The 15717-nt window shown below is 73.1% G+C and carries 16 protein-coding genes; 8 read left to right on the top strand and 8 right to left on the bottom strand.

The annotated features are described in order from the left end of the window. Positions 1–192 precede the first annotated feature (192 nt). Entirely contained in the window at positions 193–597 is a 405-nt protein-coding gene (locus ABT106_RS17225) for a CBS domain-containing protein (RefSeq protein ID WP_351277792.1), read from the top strand. Positions 598–645: 48 nt separating this feature from the next. Continuing rightward, a complete protein-coding gene (locus ABT106_RS17220; protein WP_267726641.1) occupies positions 646–954 on the top strand; it encodes an SCO5918 family protein in 309 nt (102 codons plus the stop codon). 137 nt (positions 955–1091) lie between these two features. On the opposite strand, the gene ABT106_RS17215 is transcribed toward ABT106_RS17220, so the two are convergent. After that, positions 1092–1484 carry an ATP-binding protein gene (locus tag ABT106_RS17215; RefSeq protein ID WP_351277788.1) on the bottom strand — a complete coding sequence of 131 codons (393 nt, stop codon included), beginning with the start codon at positions 1482–1484 and terminating at the stop codon, positions 1092–1094. Between the two features lie 268 nt (positions 1485–1752). Beyond that, on the bottom strand, positions 1753–1986 hold the full coding sequence (locus ABT106_RS17210; protein WP_351277787.1) for a hypothetical protein: 234 nt from the start codon (positions 1984–1986) through the stop codon (positions 1753–1755). Positions 1987–2491: 505 nt separating this feature from the next. On the opposite strand from ABT106_RS17210, the gene ABT106_RS17205 reads away from it, so the two are divergent. Together ABT106_RS17205 and ABT106_RS17200 are read left to right on the top strand one after the other, a co-directional pair. Then, entirely contained in the window at positions 2492–2830 is a 339-nt protein-coding gene (locus tag ABT106_RS17205; RefSeq protein ID WP_351277784.1) for a helix-turn-helix domain-containing protein, read from the top strand. Between the two features lie 220 nt (positions 2831–3050). Beyond that, the gene (locus ABT106_RS17200; RefSeq protein ID WP_267726646.1) at positions 3051–3254 is read left to right on the top strand and encodes a cold-shock protein; all 204 of its coding nucleotides are present in this window, start codon (positions 3051–3053) and stop codon (positions 3252–3254) included. Positions 3255–3409: 155 nt separating this feature from the next. Here ABT106_RS17200 and ABT106_RS17195 read toward each other — a convergent pair whose 3' ends face one another. Next, positions 3410–5377: a CASTOR/POLLUX-related putative ion channel gene (locus tag ABT106_RS17195; protein ID WP_351277781.1), complete on the bottom strand. Its 1968-nt coding sequence runs from the start codon at positions 5375–5377 to the stop codon at positions 3410–3412. 353 nt (positions 5378–5730) lie between these two features. Here ABT106_RS17195 and ABT106_RS17190 point away from each other — a divergent pair, with 353 nt between their 5' ends. Then, positions 5731–6474, top strand: coding sequence for a hypothetical protein (locus ABT106_RS17190; protein ID WP_351277779.1), 744 nt, complete (start codon positions 5731–5733; stop codon positions 6472–6474). Between the two features lie 67 nt (positions 6475–6541). Here ABT106_RS17190 and ABT106_RS17185 read toward each other — a convergent pair whose 3' ends face one another. Then, positions 6542–7852 carry an ion channel protein gene (locus tag ABT106_RS17185; RefSeq protein WP_351277777.1) on the bottom strand — a complete coding sequence of 437 codons (1311 nt, stop codon included), beginning with the start codon at positions 7850–7852 and terminating at the stop codon, positions 6542–6544. 147 nt (positions 7853–7999) lie between these two features. Next, positions 8000–9283 carry a ClC family H(+)/Cl(-) exchange transporter gene (locus tag ABT106_RS17180; protein WP_351277774.1) on the bottom strand — a complete coding sequence of 428 codons (1284 nt, stop codon included), beginning with the start codon at positions 9281–9283 and terminating at the stop codon, positions 8000–8002. Between the two features lie 353 nt (positions 9284–9636). On the opposite strand from ABT106_RS17180, the gene ABT106_RS17175 reads away from it, so the two are divergent. Then, the gene (locus ABT106_RS17175; protein ID WP_502979403.1) at positions 9637–11352 is read left to right on the top strand and encodes a BCCT family transporter; all 1716 of its coding nucleotides are present in this window, start codon (positions 9637–9639) and stop codon (positions 11350–11352) included. A gap of 87 nt (positions 11353–11439) precedes the next feature. Here ABT106_RS17175 and ABT106_RS17170 read toward each other — a convergent pair whose 3' ends face one another. Next, positions 11440–12030, bottom strand: a complete 591-nt coding sequence (locus ABT106_RS17170) for a TetR/AcrR family transcriptional regulator (RefSeq protein WP_351277769.1) — start codon at positions 12028–12030, stop codon at positions 11440–11442. Positions 12031–12134: 104 nt separating this feature from the next. Here ABT106_RS17170 and ABT106_RS17165 point away from each other — a divergent pair, with 104 nt between their 5' ends. Together ABT106_RS17165 and ABT106_RS17160 are read left to right on the top strand one after the other, a co-directional pair. Continuing rightward, a complete protein-coding gene (locus tag ABT106_RS17165) occupies positions 12135–13118 on the top strand; it encodes an aldo/keto reductase (protein WP_351277767.1) in 984 nt (327 codons plus the stop codon). 260 nt (positions 13119–13378) lie between these two features. Next, on the top strand, positions 13379–14062 hold the full coding sequence (locus ABT106_RS17160) for a M15 family metallopeptidase (protein ID WP_351277765.1): 684 nt from the start codon (positions 13379–13381) through the stop codon (positions 14060–14062). A 40-nt stretch (positions 14063–14102) separates the two neighbouring features. On the opposite strand, the gene ABT106_RS17155 is transcribed toward ABT106_RS17160, so the two are convergent. Together ABT106_RS17155 and ABT106_RS17150 are read right to left on the bottom strand one after the other, a co-directional pair. Beyond that, positions 14103–14606, bottom strand: a complete 504-nt coding sequence (locus ABT106_RS17155) for a phospholipase D-like domain-containing protein (RefSeq protein WP_351277800.1) — start codon at positions 14604–14606, stop codon at positions 14103–14105. Positions 14607–14610: 4 nt separating this feature from the next. Next, positions 14611–15717 (bottom strand): phospholipase D-like domain-containing protein, encoded by a 1107-nt coding sequence (locus ABT106_RS17150; RefSeq protein WP_351277763.1) that lies wholly within the window; start codon positions 15715–15717, stop codon positions 14611–14613.

Here is a 15717-nt window from a genome sequence, read left to right as displayed (position 1 = left end):
CTCCGGGATCCCCGTCACCATCACCAACCCCGTCTCGGACCGCCCCAAGCGCAGCGCCGCCTCCTCCCGCGGACGCCGCAGCCGCCCCGCACAGGGACAGCGGCGGACCGGCCAGCGTCAGTCCTCCTTCGACGCGGCGGCCTGAAAGGCCCTGTGATCCGGAAGCCGGCCCATCTCTGCAGGAGGCACCTCGTGACGCTGGTTCAGACACAGCCCCGACCGGCGCACGCCGATCCCGTGCGCAGGACCGTGGCCGACGCCATGGACGCCGCCGGGCCGCAGGTCTGCGACGACATGACCGTCGAGGTGGCCCTCGCCGTCATGGCCAGCGCCCGCGCCGGGCACCTGCTCGTCTGCGACGAGTACGGCGAGTGCACCGGGCTGGTCACCCGGGCACGGCTCACCGCCCTGCGCGACAGCGCCGGGTACACGGACCGGATCCGGCTGCGCGACCTCGCCGGTGACCTCGGGCCCCTCACCTCGACCCGCACCACGATGGCCGAGGCGGAGCACGCCATGCGCTACCGGCGGCTGCGGGCCCTGCCCGTGGTCGACGAGCACGGCAGCGCCCTCGGCGTCCTCGCTCTCACCCGCTGAACCGCCTCACCCGGCCGGACCGTCCTCCCCTTCTCCCTGTGAGGCATCATGCGCTGTGTCATCGCCCGTTTCCCGTTCGACCTGACGAAGAGCGGCGTGCTGGAATCGATGAAGGGCATCAAGCCCGAGCTGGTGACCGCCGAGTCGGTGATCATCGGCCGCCGCCAGTACCCGGTCAAGCAGGTGGGTGAGGTCATCACCCGTCAGGACCGCCGCGACTTCAGCGCCGGTGAGGTGTTCCGGGCCATGACGCAGCTCGGCTTCACCTGCCGCACCGTCGCCAAGGCCGTGCCCGCGCCCGTCGCCGGCCCGCTCCTGGGGCGCGCCGCGATGATCGGCGCCCCCGCGGCCGTCTGACCGGCGTACGGGCGAGAGAGCCGCGAGCTGGACGCATCACGATGAGGGCCCGACCGGCACGCCGGTCGGGCCCTCATCGCATGATCCGTCAGCCGGTCAGCCGGCCGCCCTCGTTCGGCCCGCCGCCCGCCCGGCGGCTAGCGGGCGAAGAGCGCGCTCACCGTCTTGCCTCCGCCGGTCCTGCGGGTGACGGCGGTGGCGCGGGCGAGGTGGTTCACCATGGGCCAGCCGAACCCCCCGCTGCCGCCGTGCAGATCGGGGACGCGCATGCGCGGCGCGTGTGGACTGCCGTCGTGAACGGCCACCTCGATGCTTTCGGGGTGCGCGGTCAGATCCAGCGTGCAGGCGCCGCCGCCGTGGCGCAGGGCGTTCGTGACGAGTTCGGACACGACCAGGACGACACTGTCCGCGGAGTCCTGGTCGACAGAAGGCTGCCGCAGCCCGTCGAGGAACGCCCTGACGGAGTTCCGGGCGCCGGCGACGGCCGTCGTGGAGCGGACGATGGTGGCGTTGGTCTTCGTCGTGTTCATCAGGCTCACCTGCTCTCTGGATCGTCCGGGTCCGGACCCTGCCCGCACCCGGCCCGGCGATGCGACTCGCTGCCATCCGGTCCCTACCCGAACGGGGGAGGGGGCGAAGGACGGCGCCCCGCCTCCCGGCGTCCTCGGCGCGGCCACCGCACGGGCGCGCCGCCATCGACCGGGCCGAGCGTGCTTCGTGCCCCGCCCTTCCGGGTACCCCAAGTCGCCGGGGCCATGTGCCGGTTTGCCCGAAGTCGGGTGGGGCGGGGCGTTTCGGTCACCCCGCGGTGCGGCGGAAGCGGCCCGAGCGGGGCTCGGGAACCGTGCGGAGACGGCGCCGGGGCAGGCGCGGCCCGCCGGTACTCCGGTACCGGCCCGCTTGCTGCTCCGGCTGGGGCTCCCGCCCGCCCGGCCGTTCGCCCGCCAGGCCCGGCGTCACCGGTGGAGCGAGTACGAGAGCGGCGATGATCGCAGCCACCACGCTGAGGATGATCACGGTACCCACGGACATGTGTCCCGCCTCCCTGCGGTCGACTGCACTTCTCCTCACCCAGTGTTACCACTCGCCCCTCTTTGAAACACTCTGTGTGATCGGGCGTGTGTGTGCGGTGTCCTGCGCGCCCGGATCCGCCGGGTCGGTCGAAGCCTGATGACTCGGAGTCGAACGCGCGGAAACCTATGGTGGCCGGAGTAGACATTGCGCGGTCGCCTGGTTATGGTTTCTTGCGTAGCCAAGATTGAACGTGCCCTGGCGGACATGAACTGCCGGGCAGCCCGGGCCCACGGCTGGGCCCGGGCGCCGCGAAACGCCGGAACGGAAGGTGGTCCCCGGTCACGCATACGCGATCCCCGCACCCCCACCCTTCTTCGGGGCGAGGCGGCGGAAACGGAAGGTCGGCGCAGTACTAGGGCCGGCGGATGGTGTTGAATTTCCCTCGGGGCCCCGGTGCCACACGGCACCAGGGCCCCTCCATGCGTTCCCCGAGGGCTTACGTGAAACTTCGACAGAGGTGCAGATGACAGCAGAGAACCCCACAGGCCCGCTCGGCGGTCACCTGGACGACGACGACTATCCCGCCTACACCATGGGCCGGGCCGCCGAGATGCTCGGAACCACCGCGGGCTTCCTGCGTGCCCTCGGAGAGGCCCGCCTGATCACCCCGCTCCGCTCCGAGGGCGGCCACCGGCGCTACTCCCGCTACCAGTTGCGGATCGCGGCGCGGGCGCGGGAACTCGTCGACCAGGGCACCCCGGTGGAAGCGGCCTGCCGCATCGTCATCCTCGAGGACCAGTTGGAGGAAGCGCAGCGCATCAATGCCGAGTACCGCCGAGCGGCGGGTTCCCCGCAGGCCTGACGGCCGGCGCGGGGAGCGTGGCCAACTGATGTTGAGTGGCCGCTTCCTCTGGTGACGGTGCGTACCGTCCGTGTAGCGTGCCGGTAGCTGTCGTGGTTCGAAGTGCCTTCTGCCCGCATCTCCTTGGTGTGGGCAGTTCTGTTGCGTTGTGCCTGGACCAGGGCGATCACCTCCGTTTCCCGCACCGGTGGGCGACGATCATCGACTGGAAGGCATTGCTATGGCTACGGGCACCGTGAAGTGGTTCAACGCGGAGAAGGGCTTCGGCTTCATCGCCCAGGACGGCGGCGGCCCCGACGTCTTCGCCCACTACTCGGCGATCAACGCCTCCGGGTACCGCGAGCTCCAGGAGGGTCAGGCCGTGACCTTCGACATCACGCAGGGCCAGAAGGGCCCGCAGGCGGAGAACATAACCCCCGCCTGATCACCGGGTACCGCCTGATCACCCGGTCCGACTGATCACCGGGTCCGCTTGATCCTCAGGGGCACCACGGACATACGTCTGAGGGCCGCGCGGCACGAGCCGCGTGGCCCTCAGACGTATACGGCAGCCTCGGGCGTCCCTCCTCGGTGGCTCCCTCAGCTCTCGGCGAGCACGATGAGCCGGTCGCCCTCGGCGAAGCGGACCCGCTGTCGCTTGTCGGGGTTGATCCGCACGCCGTGGCCGGGGTCGGCGGCGTCCGCGCGCAGCCGGTATCCGATCGCGCATTCCCGGCGGCGCAGCGCCGACTCCACGACCGTGGCGAACGCGACCTCGCGGTCCAGCCGGACGTAGTCGGAAACCGGTTTCAGGTAGAGCTCGTTCCCCTCCGCGGTGAACAGCTCCTCGAAGACGTCGGCCAGGTGGCGGCTCTCCGAGATCTGGGTCATCAGGAGGCTGATCATCCGACCGCTCACGATGAAGTCGGCCCCCTCCCGGGCGGACGCCAGCAGGCGGTTGCCGTCGTCGGACATCTCGGTGGTGAGGGAGAGGTCCCGGTGGGCCGCGTCCCCGATCGCCCGCAGGTGCAGCAGCGTGACCAGTGTCCTGTCGTCCATCTCCGTCCCGGTCTCGGATTCCGGTCCGGACGGCCCCGTCCCCGGGGCCGTACCCGTTCCGGGGGCGGGGTGGGGCGCCGCCGCGGGACCGTGGCCCATCTCGCCGATGACGATCACGTTGTCGTACGACGGCACGTCCAGCTTGGCCAGCACGCCGGGATCGGTGATGTCCCCGCGCTGGAAGGACACTTCGAGGTGGCCGCGGGCCGGCCGGACGTCCGGGCCGGACCCGTCCGGGGAGCCACCGCCGAGGGCCACCACGTCCAGCGTGGTTCCGGGGCTGACGTACTGGTCGAGCTGTTCCACGATGAGCGGGGCGCGCCGGTTCCAGCCGAGCAGGAGCAGGCGTTCGGCGAGGGGGGTCCCGGGCTCCGTCATGACGATCGCGTCCTCGTCCACGAAGGAGTCCGCGTCCGCCCGTACGACCGTGTCGTCGTCGCGCGAGATGACGATGATCCGGTCGCAGGCGCTGACGGGCGTGTCCGGGGCCGGATTGAGGGCGACGCTCCCGTCGGCGCCCAACAGGCCCACCACCGAGGAGGTGGTGAACGACAGGAGTGCCTCGCCGAAGGTACGGCCCGCGAGGTCCTCGGCGGCGGCCGTGTAGAACTCGTCGCCGTCGAAGTCCAGTAACTCCTGGTACACCAGCGAGAGACCGGGCTGACGGGCCGTCTGTACGAGCAGCCGGGCGACGATGTCGTCGACGCAGAGGACGTGCCCCCAGGGGCCGGCGGCCAGCTGGGCGGTGACGTGGTTGCGGGCGTCGCGGACGGCGGCCACCACCACCGGGGCGCTGCCCGCCCCGGGGACTGCGGCGTTCAGGGCGAGCAGGGTCTTCACCACGTGGGCGTCGCCGCCCCGGCCGCCCGGCGGGAGTACGAGCACCGCTTTCGCGGTCTCCGGGCTCACCCGGGCGAGCACGGTGGGATCGGTGGTGCTGCCGTTGCGGCAGATGATCCGGGTCGCGCCGGTCGCCGGGATGTGGGTGGAGATCTCGTCCTCCATCTCCACCTTGTCCTTCGGGGCCAGGACGGCGATGGCCGACCGGCGCTGGTTGGCATGGGCGGCGACCAGCTCCGCGACCACGGGAAGGATCTGGTCGGACCACCCCAGGACGACGGTGTGCCGCGTCTCCAGGACGGTGGAGTGACCGAGCCGGAGCGCCATGATGCGGCGGTCGATCCCGGTGGTGATCAGACTGACCAGTGTCGACACGAACAGCAGGGCGACCAGGGCGAGCGAGACGGACGCCAGCACGAAGAGCGGGGAGCCGACCGCGCCCCCGATCTTGAGCGTCTGGCCGACGGCCACCCACACGGCCGTGAGCCGTCCGGAAGCGGTGGGCGGGACCCTGCGGTCGGCCCACACGAGGACCAGGCTCATCGGTACCACGAAGCAGAGGCAGGCCAGCGCCAGCCAGCTGATGAGCACGGCGGTCCCCCGTGCCACCAGGTTGTCGAACCGGTAGCGAAGACGCAGCCGGACCGACCTCGTGTACTGCTGCGCCACGCAAAGCTCCCCGGCATGAGTCGACGCGCCATGAGGGCTGCTGCCCGCGGCCCCCGAAGCTCACGGTAGGGAAGTCCGGCCGGCGATCCGCTCCCCGGGGCCCGCTCTCACCCGGAGGTATGAATGTTCCGCGAAACACCGGACCGGCCGACACCGGGCGGGCACACCCCGCCGGGCCCGCCGCCGCGCCGGTCCGCCGCCGTCACCGGCCGCGGACGAACGGGGCGCGGCGGCGGCGTACTTCGCCGAGGCCGGGGCAGCCGACCCCACGGGCGGCGTGCCGTGGCCCGCGCCGCGAACCCGCCCGCCCGCCCGGCCCGCCCTGCCCGACCCGATGAAAGGCCCCCGCACCCATGCATGCGCGCCGCGCCCTGCCCGCCGCCGTCCTGGCCCTGGCCGCCCTCACCACCCTGCCCGGCTGTGACGGTACGCCCGCGGCGGCGCCGGCCGCCGGCGCCGGAACCGGACGTGCCGCCGTGGCGCAGGAAGGGCGCGCCGCCGAGATACCCGGACTCGGACCCCTGACCAGGGGAGGAGTCCCCGGAGACGCGCGGCAGGCGGTCGTGGTCACCGGTCTGGACCCGGACTCCGCCACGTCCGCGGTGACCCTGTACGAACGCGACGCGGCCGGGGGCTGGACCCCGGCGCCGCTCACCGGGCCCGGCTGGCCCGCGCACAACGGCCGGCGGGGCTGGACCGACCACCACACCCAGGGCGATCTGCGCTCGCCCGTCGGGGTCTACGGACTCACCGGCGCGGGCGGGCTGCTCGACAATCCGGGGACCCGGCTCCCGTACGACCAGGGACCCGCCTTCACGATCGGCGGTACCGGTTCGCTGGGCGAGCCCCTCGCGGGCTCCTTCGACTATGTGGTCGCGATCGACTACAACCGGGAGCCGGGCACCTCGCCCCTGGACCGGACACGGCCGCTCGGCGAGGGGCGGGGCGGCGGGATCTGGCTGCACGTCGACCACAACGGCCCCACCGAGGGCTGCGTCTCCCTGGCGAAAACGCAGATGGGCGAGCTGCTGCGCTGGCTCGACCCCGAGCGGCGCCCCGTCGTCGTCATGGGCGACGCGGACGCGCTGCGCCGCTGAAGCCGGCCCCGCGTCCGGCCGACGAGCGGGTCCGCGCTCCCCGGACCCCCGCCGGCCGGGGGAGCGGTCAGCGCAACGGGGAGCCCGATCCGTCGAGTTGCATCTGCGGCCGGCCGCTGACCAGCAGCCAGGCCGGCAGCAGCGCCACGCACAGCAGCGGCAGCAGGCCCGGGTCCGGGGCGAGGATCCCGGCGGTGAACAGGCTCACCCAGCCCTGCCGGGTGACGGCCAGCAGGACCCCGAGGACCCCGCAGGTCACGCCGACCGCCGGATGCACGGCGGGCACCAGGGCGTTCGCGGCCAGACCCAGCGCGACCCCCACGAAGACGGAGGGGAAGATGCGGCCGCCGCGGAACCCGGATCCGCAGGCCACCAGGACGGCGGCCAGCTTCACCACGGTCATCAGGAGCAGCGAACCGGCCGAGTACGCACCGGGATCCGAGGCGAGGACCCCGATCTCCTCCAGCCCCTTGAAGAGGGTGAGCTTGCCGCCGAGCGCCCCGAGGAGTCCCAGCACCAGGCCGCCCAGGGTCAGTGCGAGCACCGGGTGCGGCAGCAGGTGGAAGACGCGGTGGACGTAGGGGAAGGCGTAGACGCCGGCCAGGGCCAGGGCCGCCCCGGCCGAGGAGATCACGAGCGCGGCGATCAGGTCGGGCCAGTGCGGGCCGGAGAACGGCGGCAGCGGCAGGTGGAAGGTCGGCGCGGCGAGCAGCACGCTCGTCACCCCGCCCGCTCCCGCGGCGATCAGCGGGGCGAAGAGCTGGTCCCACAGGGTGGGCGGGCGTTCGCCGGGGGCCGCCGGGGTGGCCGGCCGCGGGGCGGACACCATCGACTCCGTGAGGATCAGCACGGCCGCCACAGGGGTGCCGAACAGCGCGCCGACCGTACCCGCCGCGCCCAGCGCCACCCACATCTGGGCCGGACTGCCGGGCGCGAGGCGCCGCCCCAGCCAGTACGCGAGGGCGATGTTCGCGGCGGTGATCGGGTTCTCCGGGCCCAGGCTCACCCCGCCCGCCAGGGCCAGTCCGGTCACCACGAGCAGCCCGGGAACCACACCCAGGGGCAGCGGGGCGTCCACCAGGCCCGTGGTCGCGGGGTCGGGGCCGGCGTGCCCGTGCACCTTCCACGCCACGAGCCCGACCGCGAGCCCGGTCGCCGTCAGGACGGCCAGGATCCACGCGACGGACCAGGGCCCGACGCCGAGGGCGTCGGGCAGGGTCTTCCACAGGACGTCCTTGAGCAGATCGGCCGCCTCGCTCACGCCGATCAGCAGCAGGCTGGAACCCACTCCGATGACGAGGGCGGGCAGGATCAGGGGGAGCAGGGCCCTGGCGGGGGAGGCCGGAGGGGGTGCGGCGGGAGGTGCGGCGGCGGTCACCGGATCAACGTAGCGGTGAATCACCCGAAAACATGTCAAATAGTGGTGTGTGCGCGCGACGGAGGGACGCTCACCACGGAGCAGTGGCCGGGGCAGCGGCCGGGGCCAGGTCCGTGCGGACCTGCCCGGCTCCGGCCGGCCCGAGGGTCACGGCCGCCCGGGCATCCGCAGCCGCAGGCTGTCGTACACGGGCGCGCTGCCCATCCGGTCGGCGGTCAGGGTCGCGGCGAAGCAGGCCGTGAGCAGCGGGACCAGCAGGGACGTGGCCCCGGTCATCTCGACGACGAGCACGATGCCCGTCACGGGTGCCCGGACGGCCGCGGTGAACAGCGCCGCCATGCCGACGATCGCGAAGGACGCGGCGCCGGATCCGTCGTGGGGGAGGAGGGGCAGCGCGAGCCCGTGGACGAGCGCCCCCCACAGGGCGCCCAGTGCCAGCAGGGGGGCGAAGAGCCCGCCCGGGGTGCCGGCCGCGTAACTGAGCGGTCCCGCCAGGAACCGTACGACGAGGTACCCCGCGAGGACGGTCACCACCGGCACGTCGCCGGCCAGCAGCTGCCCGCTCAGCCGGTCCCCGCCGCCGGCCAGCAGAGGATCGATGCCGAGCAGCAGGCCGACGACGGCCCCGATGACGGCGGCCCGCGCGACCGGACCGACTCGGGTGACGCGGTCGCAGAAGGCCAGGGAGCCGAGGACGAGGCGGTTGTACCCCGCGCCCAGGGCGCCGGTGACCACGCCGAACAGGAGGAACACCGGCAGCAGGACGAGCGGTGGGGCGGCCGTGTCCGGTACCTGGAACACGGGCCGGTCGCCCACGACGAGCTGCGAGCACCCGACGGCGGTGGCGGTGCCGATGAGCGTGAGCAGGACCAGGCGCGGCCGGACCCGCTTGGTCACCTCCTCGCAGACGAACACCACCCCGCCCAGGGGTGCGGTGAACGCCACCGCCAGGCCGGCGCCGGCGAGCGAGGTGTGCAGCAGGGTGACGTCCTGCGGACTCGCGCGCGTACGGCGCCCCGCCTCCGCCCCGATCGCCGCCCCCATGTGGACGGTGGGGCCCTCCCGCCCGAGCAGCAGGCCCGAGCCCATGGCGATCAGGCCGCCCGCGAACTTGGCCGGCAGGAGCCACAGCGGCCTCGGCTCCCGCTCCCCGCGCCACACGGCCTCGACGTCCTGGATGCCGCTGCCGGCGGCGAGCGGGACCCGCAGGGCGATGGCGCACGCGACGGCGGCGCCCACCGCGGTGAGGGCGACCGGAACGAGCCAGCCCGGGCCGCCGAGCCGCTCCGCCGCCCCCAGCAGGGACCCGCGCGACTCCTCGGCCCACACCAGGCACCAGCGGAAGCTGCCGCCGACCAGCCCCACGAAACAGCCCGCCACCGCCGCGACGAGGTAGACCGCCGGCCCGCCGCGCGGCTGGCCGCCCGTCACCCGGCGGACCCGAGCCCGTGGTGGCGCGCCGGGCGGCGGGGGAGGAGGCCGGGGGTGCGTGGCGGCCGGGCGAGGGGTGTCCGGACACGGGGTGCGCCGGGCAAGCGCGGCGGGCGGACGCGGGGGGCACCGGGCATGTACTGACCTCCGCCAAGCCGTGGTTCGCGTCCGTCAGAGCCTGGCCCGCCGCTCGCGCATCGCCCCGGACATCGGCGCGGCCGCGCCCAAAGCGTCCCCGACTGGGCCAACGCGGCCCGGGGCGCGGCAGCGTGCGGTCCGCGACATCCGCGCACCATCGTCCCCATGAGACCGATTCCATGAGCGAAGCGTGATATGCCGTTGTCTATACCGTAATGACCAGTTTCGGTCATGTGTGGAAGGGGACTTCGTTGTCGCACGATCCGCCGGCCGGCTCTCGTTCCCGAACCGACAAGGTGGTCTTCGGCGTCACGGCGGGCCTGACGCTGGCCTTCGTGCTGTGGGGCGCCCTGGCCACCGACTCACTCGAAAGCGTGTCGAGCCGACTGCTGAAGGGGCTCATCCACAACGGCGGCTGGGCCTTCATGCTCGCCGCCACCGGCTTCGTCGTCTTCGCGCTCTGGCTCGCCATCAGCCGCTACGGCCGCATCCACCTCGGCCGCGAGGGGGAAGCCCCCGAGTTCCGCACCGTGTCGTGGGTCGCGATGATGTTCAGCGCGGGCATGGGCATCGGGCTCATGTTCTACGGCGTGAGCGAACCGCTCTCGCACTACCAGACGCCCCCGCCCGGCACGCACCCCGTCGACTCCGCCGAGCGCATGCAGACGGCGATGGCCACCACGCTCTTCCACTGGACGCTCCATCCGTGGGCGATCTACGCGGTCGTCGGACTCGCCATCGCCTACAGCACCTTCCGGCGCGGCCGCCGCCAGACGATCAGTGCGGTCTTCGAGCCGCTCATCGGCGCCCGGCACGCCCACGGGGCCGCGGGCCGCGTCATCGACATCGTCGCCATCTTCGCCACGCTCTTCGGCTCCGCCGCCTCCCTGGGGCTGGGCGCCCTTCAGATCGGCAGCGGGTTCCAGGAGCTGGGGTGGATGGACACCGTCAGCACCGGTCTGCTCGTCGCGATCATCGCCGTGCTGACCGTCGCGTTCGTCGCCTCCGCGGTCTCCGGCGTGGAGCGCGGCATCCAGTGGCTGTCGAACATCAACATGGTGCTGGCCCTCGTGCTCGCCGCTTTCGTGTTCATCGCCGGGCCGACCATCATCGTGCTCGACCTGCTCCCCACCTCGGTGGGTGCCTACATCGGCGACCTGCCCCAGCTCATCGGCCGCACGGAGGCCACGGGCGCGGGCGACGTCGCCGACTGGCTCGGCAGCTGGACGGTCTTCTACTGGGCCTGGTGGATCTCCTGGACGCCGTTCGTCGGCATGTTCATCGCCCGGATCAGCCGCGGCCGTACGATCCGCCAGTTCATCGGCGGTGTCATCCTGGTGCCGAGTTCGGTCAGCCTGGTGTGGTTCGCCATCTTCGGCGGTACGGCGATGAAGCTCCAGGAGAGCGGCGAACTCGGCCGCGAGACGACGCCGGAGGGGCAGCTCTTCGGGGTGCTCCAGGAGTTCCCCATCCCCACCGTGATGAGCCTGCTGGTGATGGTGCTCGTCGGCATCTTCTTCGTGTCGGGCGCGGACGCGGCGTCCATCGTGATGGGCACCCTCTCCCAGAAGGGCGTCTTCGAACCGGCCCGACTGGTGGTCGTCTTCTGGGGCGTGGTCACCGGGGCCGTCGCCGCGATCATGCTGCTCATCGGGAACGGCAAGGGCGACGCGCTCGCCGGTTTGCAGAACCTGACGATCCTGGTGGCGGCGCCGTTCACCCTGGTCATGATCGGCATGTGTGTGGCCCTCATGCGGGACCTCCGCCGGGACCCGCTGATCGTCCGCGGGGAGATGGGCGAGGAGGCCGTCGCCCAGGCCGTGGTCGCGGGCCACGAGGAGTACGACGGGGACTTCGAGATCCGCATCGGGCCCGGCACCGGACCGGAGCCGGACGGAACGCGGCCCTCGCCGGTCGAGCGGCCGCACTGACGGCCGCCGGGCCGCGTCGCCACCGTCCCGTCCGGCCGGCCCCGGCTGCCGGCCGGGGCCCCGGAGAGTGTGCGCGGGGAGGGTTCCTCAGGGGGTCCCCGGGCGCGGCGCCGCGGTGATCCTCCGTACGGACTCCACGACCGCCTCGCGGTGGCGGGCCAGCCGCTCGGACGGCCAGCCGGCGCCCGGGTCGCCCGCGGCGGGACCGCCGACCGCGCCGAACCAAGCCTGGGCCAGCCCCATCACGAGGGTGAGGACGTCCGCCGCGTCGATCGCGGGATCGACGGCGCCGGTCTGCTGGGCCCGTTCCACCACCGCGATCTTGCCGCGGTAGGACTCGGCCTCGGCGGCCGTCGCCCCCGGCCGCTCCAGCTGCTTCCACTGGACGAGCCGCATCAGCGCCGGCCGCTCGACGAGGTGGTCGAAAACGGCGCCCGCGTAGCCGGGCAGGTCCTCGGCACTGAAGGGAACCGACTCCGAACCGTCTTCCAGCGCGCGCTGGAGCACGACGTCGAAGAGCTCCTCCTTGTTGCCGAAGTAGACGTAGATGAGCCGTTTGTTGGCCTGCGCGGCCTCGGCGATCCGGTCGACCCGCGCCCCGGCGATGCCGTACGTCGCGAACTCGGAGAAGGCCGCGTCGAGCAGCCGTGCCTTGGTCGCGCTGGAGTCCCTTGCCATGTCCGCAGCCTAGCAAGTAACTATCCGGTTATTGACATCGGATGCGAGGGAGGTGCATGGTTGACCTATCCAGTTAGTTACTTACTTTCGCGAGGAGAACCACCATGGAAACGCGCACACTGGGCGGTCAGGGCCTGCGGGTCGGCGCCGAAGGGCTGGGTCTGATGGGGATGAGCGCCCACTACGGCGCCACCGACGAGACCGAGTCGCTCGCCACGATCGACCGCGCGCTGGAGCTCGGAGTCACGCTGCTGGACACCGCGGAGGGCTACGGCCCGTTCCTCAACGAACAGCTCCTGGGCCGGGCGCTCGCGGGGCGCCGTGAAGCGGCCGTGATCGCCACCAAGACGGGGGTCGAGTTCGCCGACGACGGCACCTTCCTCGGCCACAACGCGACCCCGGACTACATCCGCCGCTCGGCGGACCGCTCCCTGCGCCACCTGGGCACCGACCACATCGACCTGTACTACCCGCACCGCGTCGACCCCGCCGTGCCCATCGAGGAGAGCGTGGGCGCCATGGCCGGGCTGGTCGCCGCCGGCAAGGTCCGCCACATCGGCCTCTGCGAGGCCGCGCCCGCCACCGTCCGGCGCGCCCACGCCGTCCATCCGCTCGCCGCGGTGCAGACGGAGTACAGCCTCTTCGAGCGCGGCATCGAGCAGAACGGCGTCCTGGACACCCTGCGCGAGCTGGGGATCGGCCTCGTCGCCTACGCGCCGCTCGGCCGGGGTTTCCTGTCCGGAGCCCTCACCAGCCCCGACGACTTCGCGGCGGACGACTTCCGCCGTACGGATCCCCGCTTCCAGGGCGAGAACTTCGGCCGGAACCTGGCCGTCGTCGACCAGGTCCGCCGCCTCGCCGCGGAGAAGGGCGTGACCCCCTCGCAGCTCGCCCTGGCCTGGACGCTGCGCCGGGGAGCGGTGCCCATTCCGGGCACCAAACGGCGCCGGTACCTCGAGGAGAACGCCGCCGCCACCGCCGTGGCGGTCTCCGACGCCGACCTCGCGCGCATCGAGGCCGTGGCTCCGCGCGGGGTGGTCTCGGGTGACCGTTACGCTCCGGAGCTGATGGGGTCCTTGAACGGCTGACCCGGGTTCGTTGTCCGGGCGCGTGGGTGTCGCAGCTCACGGCGAGTGAACGGAACGCCCCCGTGTCGTTGAGCGTTCACCTATATGTGGCCGGTTGGTCGCGGCGTCCCCGCCGAGAGGCGACCGCCCCGCCGCCACCCCTCCGCCGCCCCGGCCGGTCACCCCCCTGACCGGCCGGGGTTCCCCGTGTGCGGTGGCCGCTCCGCACCCCGGAACGGCTCCGGCGGGCCCGCCGGGCCCGGGGGGCCTACGGTGGATCAGTGCGCTACCGCCTCGCAGTCGTGGCCCTCACCGCCGCGTTCTGCGTGTCCGTGTCGTCCTGCGACGTGCAACAGGTCCCCGCGCCGCGGTTGCGGGCCCTGCCCGCGGAATCGGTGCCGGGGCTGGCCGCCCGCGTCGCGGCCGTTCCGGCGGAGAAGCTGGGCGCCTCCCACCGGGCCGGCTGCCCCGTGCCGCCCCGGGAGCTGCGCCTGATCCGGATGAACCACTGGGGCTTCGACGGCAAGGTCCACGCGGGCGAGCTGATCGTCCACCGCGACGCGGTGGACCCGCTGCTCCACGTGTTCGGCGAGGCATTCGCAGCCCGGTTCCCGATCCGCCGCATGCGGGTCATGGCCGAGTACGCCGGCAGCGACGCCCGGGCCATGGCCGACGACAACACCTCCGCCTTCAACTGCCGCCCGGTCACCGGCGATCCGCGCCGGCTCTCCCGGCACGCCTGGGGCGACGCCGTGGACATCAACCCCGTGGAGAACCCGTACGTCGACCTCCACGGCACCAGCCACCCGCCGAACGGGCGCGACCACCTCGACCGCGAACGCGACCGGCCCGGCATGATCCGCCCGGGCGGCGCGGTGGCCCGGGCCTTCGAGGAGGTCGGCTGGTTCTGGGGCGAACGCTGGTCCCCTCCCGACTACCAGCACTTCTCCGCCAACGGCGACTGAGCGCGCCTGCGGCCACCCGGGACCGGGGAGGCCCGTCTCTTCAGAACGCCTTGCGCAGGCGCAGCCGCATGGGCCTGCCGTCCGGGTCCACGAGCAGCCGGTAGAACGGCATGGACACCCGCCTGGCCAGCGGCGACAGTTCCGGCGGCCGGTAGGCGCGGAGCCGGCCCGGCGGCCGAGGCCCCCGGCGGCCGCCGTCGTGCCAGGCGTCCAGCGCCGAAGCGGCCGCCGCGAACGCGTCGAAGGCGCGCACCGGGTCGCAGAGCGGATCGGGGGCGCCCGCGGCGGGCTCGGCTTCGTCGAGGTGTTCGCGCGCGAGGCGCAGCCGCAGTTCCCTGGCGAAGACGCGTGCGCCGTCCCCGAGGCCGGCCGGGTCGTGCGGCGCGCGCGGGTCGGCGTCCTCGTCCAGGACGACGCAGCCGAGTTCCGAATCGTGGCTCCAGGAGCGGAGGTTGATGTTGTCGGAGCCGACCGCCGCCCACACGTCGTCGATCACGCACGCCTTCGCGTGGACGTAGACCGGAGTTCCGGCGTGGTTCTCCAGCCCGTTACACCGCGACCCGCTCGCCGCCCGCCTCGCGCAGCTTGTCGAGCGCGGCGATCCGGCCCACCAGGTTCATCGGCAGCGTGAGCCGGCCGTCCTGTTCCGGGACGGTGGGGATGACGGCGACCAGGTGCAGCCCGGGGTGGGCCGCCAGGGCTCGCGCGAAGCTCTCCACCACGCTCGGTGACCACAGGTACTGGTCCTCCAGGTAGATCAGCGACCGGGCCCGCCCCACGGCCCGCAGGTAGCCGCGCGCGATGCTGCGCTCGCCGTCGGGGGCGAAGGGGTAGCCGCGGAACAGCCGGTTCGGGTACGTGCGCAGCACCTGGACGGTGTGGGTCCCGCACGGCTCCGGATCGGGCAGCTGCGCCGGCAGGGGGTCCGCTTCGGTGTCCTCGCGGTGGGCGATCTCCCGCACGCGCGTCAGGGGGCTTCGGCTGAGCGGCGCCGGGTCCTCCCACCGTTCGCGGAAACCGGCCTCGAGGTCGCCGACGGCCGGCCCGCGCACCGCGAGCTGGATGTCGTGCCACGGCGGTCGCTCACCGTAGGCGTCGGCGAAGGGGATGGCCTGCGGGTCGCCGTGGTGGGAGGCGTCGTCGTTGCGGCCGTGGCACAGGTCGATGCCGCCGACGTACGCGACGTCGGCCGCGGGCCGGTCCGGGTGGCGCAGCACGACGAGCTTCTGGTGGTGGGACCCGCCGGGGCGCACCCGCATGTCCAGCAGGCATTCGCCGCCCGCCGCGGCGATCTCCTCGCCGAGGTGGCGGTTCTCCGTCTGGCTGAACTGCAGTCCGTCGAGGTGGGAGCGCCAGATGAGCCCCTTGACGATCACACCGCGCTCGGCGGCCGCGGCCAGCACCCCACCGATCTCGGTGCCCTCGCCGTCCAGACGTTCGTCGGGGTCGCCCCGCCAGTCGGTGAACAGCAGGAGGTCGCCCGGCCCCTGCGCGCGGATCGCGGCGAGCAGCTCCGCGAAGTACGTCCTGCCGTGGACCAGCGGCCGCACGTGGTTGCCGTGGGACCAGGCCGCTCCGTCCGGTCGACGGCGGTCCAGACACGTCGCGGAGTTGCCGCGCTCTTCTGCGGTCAGCAACCAGTCGGAGAGTTCCAC

Origin of the sequence: Streptomyces sp. NPDC002044 (assembly GCF_040296725.1) — a bacterium.
Classification (GTDB): domain Bacteria; phylum Actinomycetota; class Actinomycetes; order Streptomycetales; family Streptomycetaceae; genus Streptomyces; species Streptomyces antarcticus.
Note: the sequence above shows the minus strand (reverse complement) of the source record. Positions and strands in the feature narration are given on the sequence as shown.

What these genes read in the sequence shown, in the direction of transcription:
- ABT106_RS17190 (WP_351277779.1), top strand. Translation starts at nt 5,731, where the DNA reads ATGCATGCGCGCCGCGCCCTGCCCGCCGCCGTCCTGGCCCTGGCCGCC.
- ABT106_RS17175 (WP_502979403.1), top strand. Translation starts at nt 9,637, where the DNA reads ATGACCAGTTTCGGTCATGTGTGGAAGGGGACTTCGTTGTCGCACGAT.
- ABT106_RS17200 (WP_267726646.1), top strand. Translation starts at nt 3,051, where the DNA reads ATGGCTACGGGCACCGTGAAGTGGTTCAACGCGGAGAAGGGCTTCGGC.
- ABT106_RS17170 (WP_351277769.1), bottom strand. Translation starts at nt 12,030, where the DNA reads ATGGCAAGGGACTCCAGCGCGACCAAGGCACGGCTGCTCGACGCGGCC.
- ABT106_RS17210 (WP_351277787.1), bottom strand. Translation starts at nt 1,986, where the DNA reads ATGTCCGTGGGTACCGTGATCATCCTCAGCGTGGTGGCTGCGATCATC.
- ABT106_RS17220 (WP_267726641.1), top strand. Translation starts at nt 646, where the DNA reads ATGCGCTGTGTCATCGCCCGTTTCCCGTTCGACCTGACGAAGAGCGGC.
- ABT106_RS17215 (WP_351277788.1), bottom strand. Translation starts at nt 1,484, where the DNA reads ATGAACACGACGAAGACCAACGCCACCATCGTCCGCTCCACGACGGCC.
- ABT106_RS17205 (WP_351277784.1), top strand. Translation starts at nt 2,492, where the DNA reads ATGACAGCAGAGAACCCCACAGGCCCGCTCGGCGGTCACCTGGACGAC.
- ABT106_RS17165 (WP_351277767.1), top strand. Translation starts at nt 12,135, where the DNA reads ATGGAAACGCGCACACTGGGCGGTCAGGGCCTGCGGGTCGGCGCCGAA.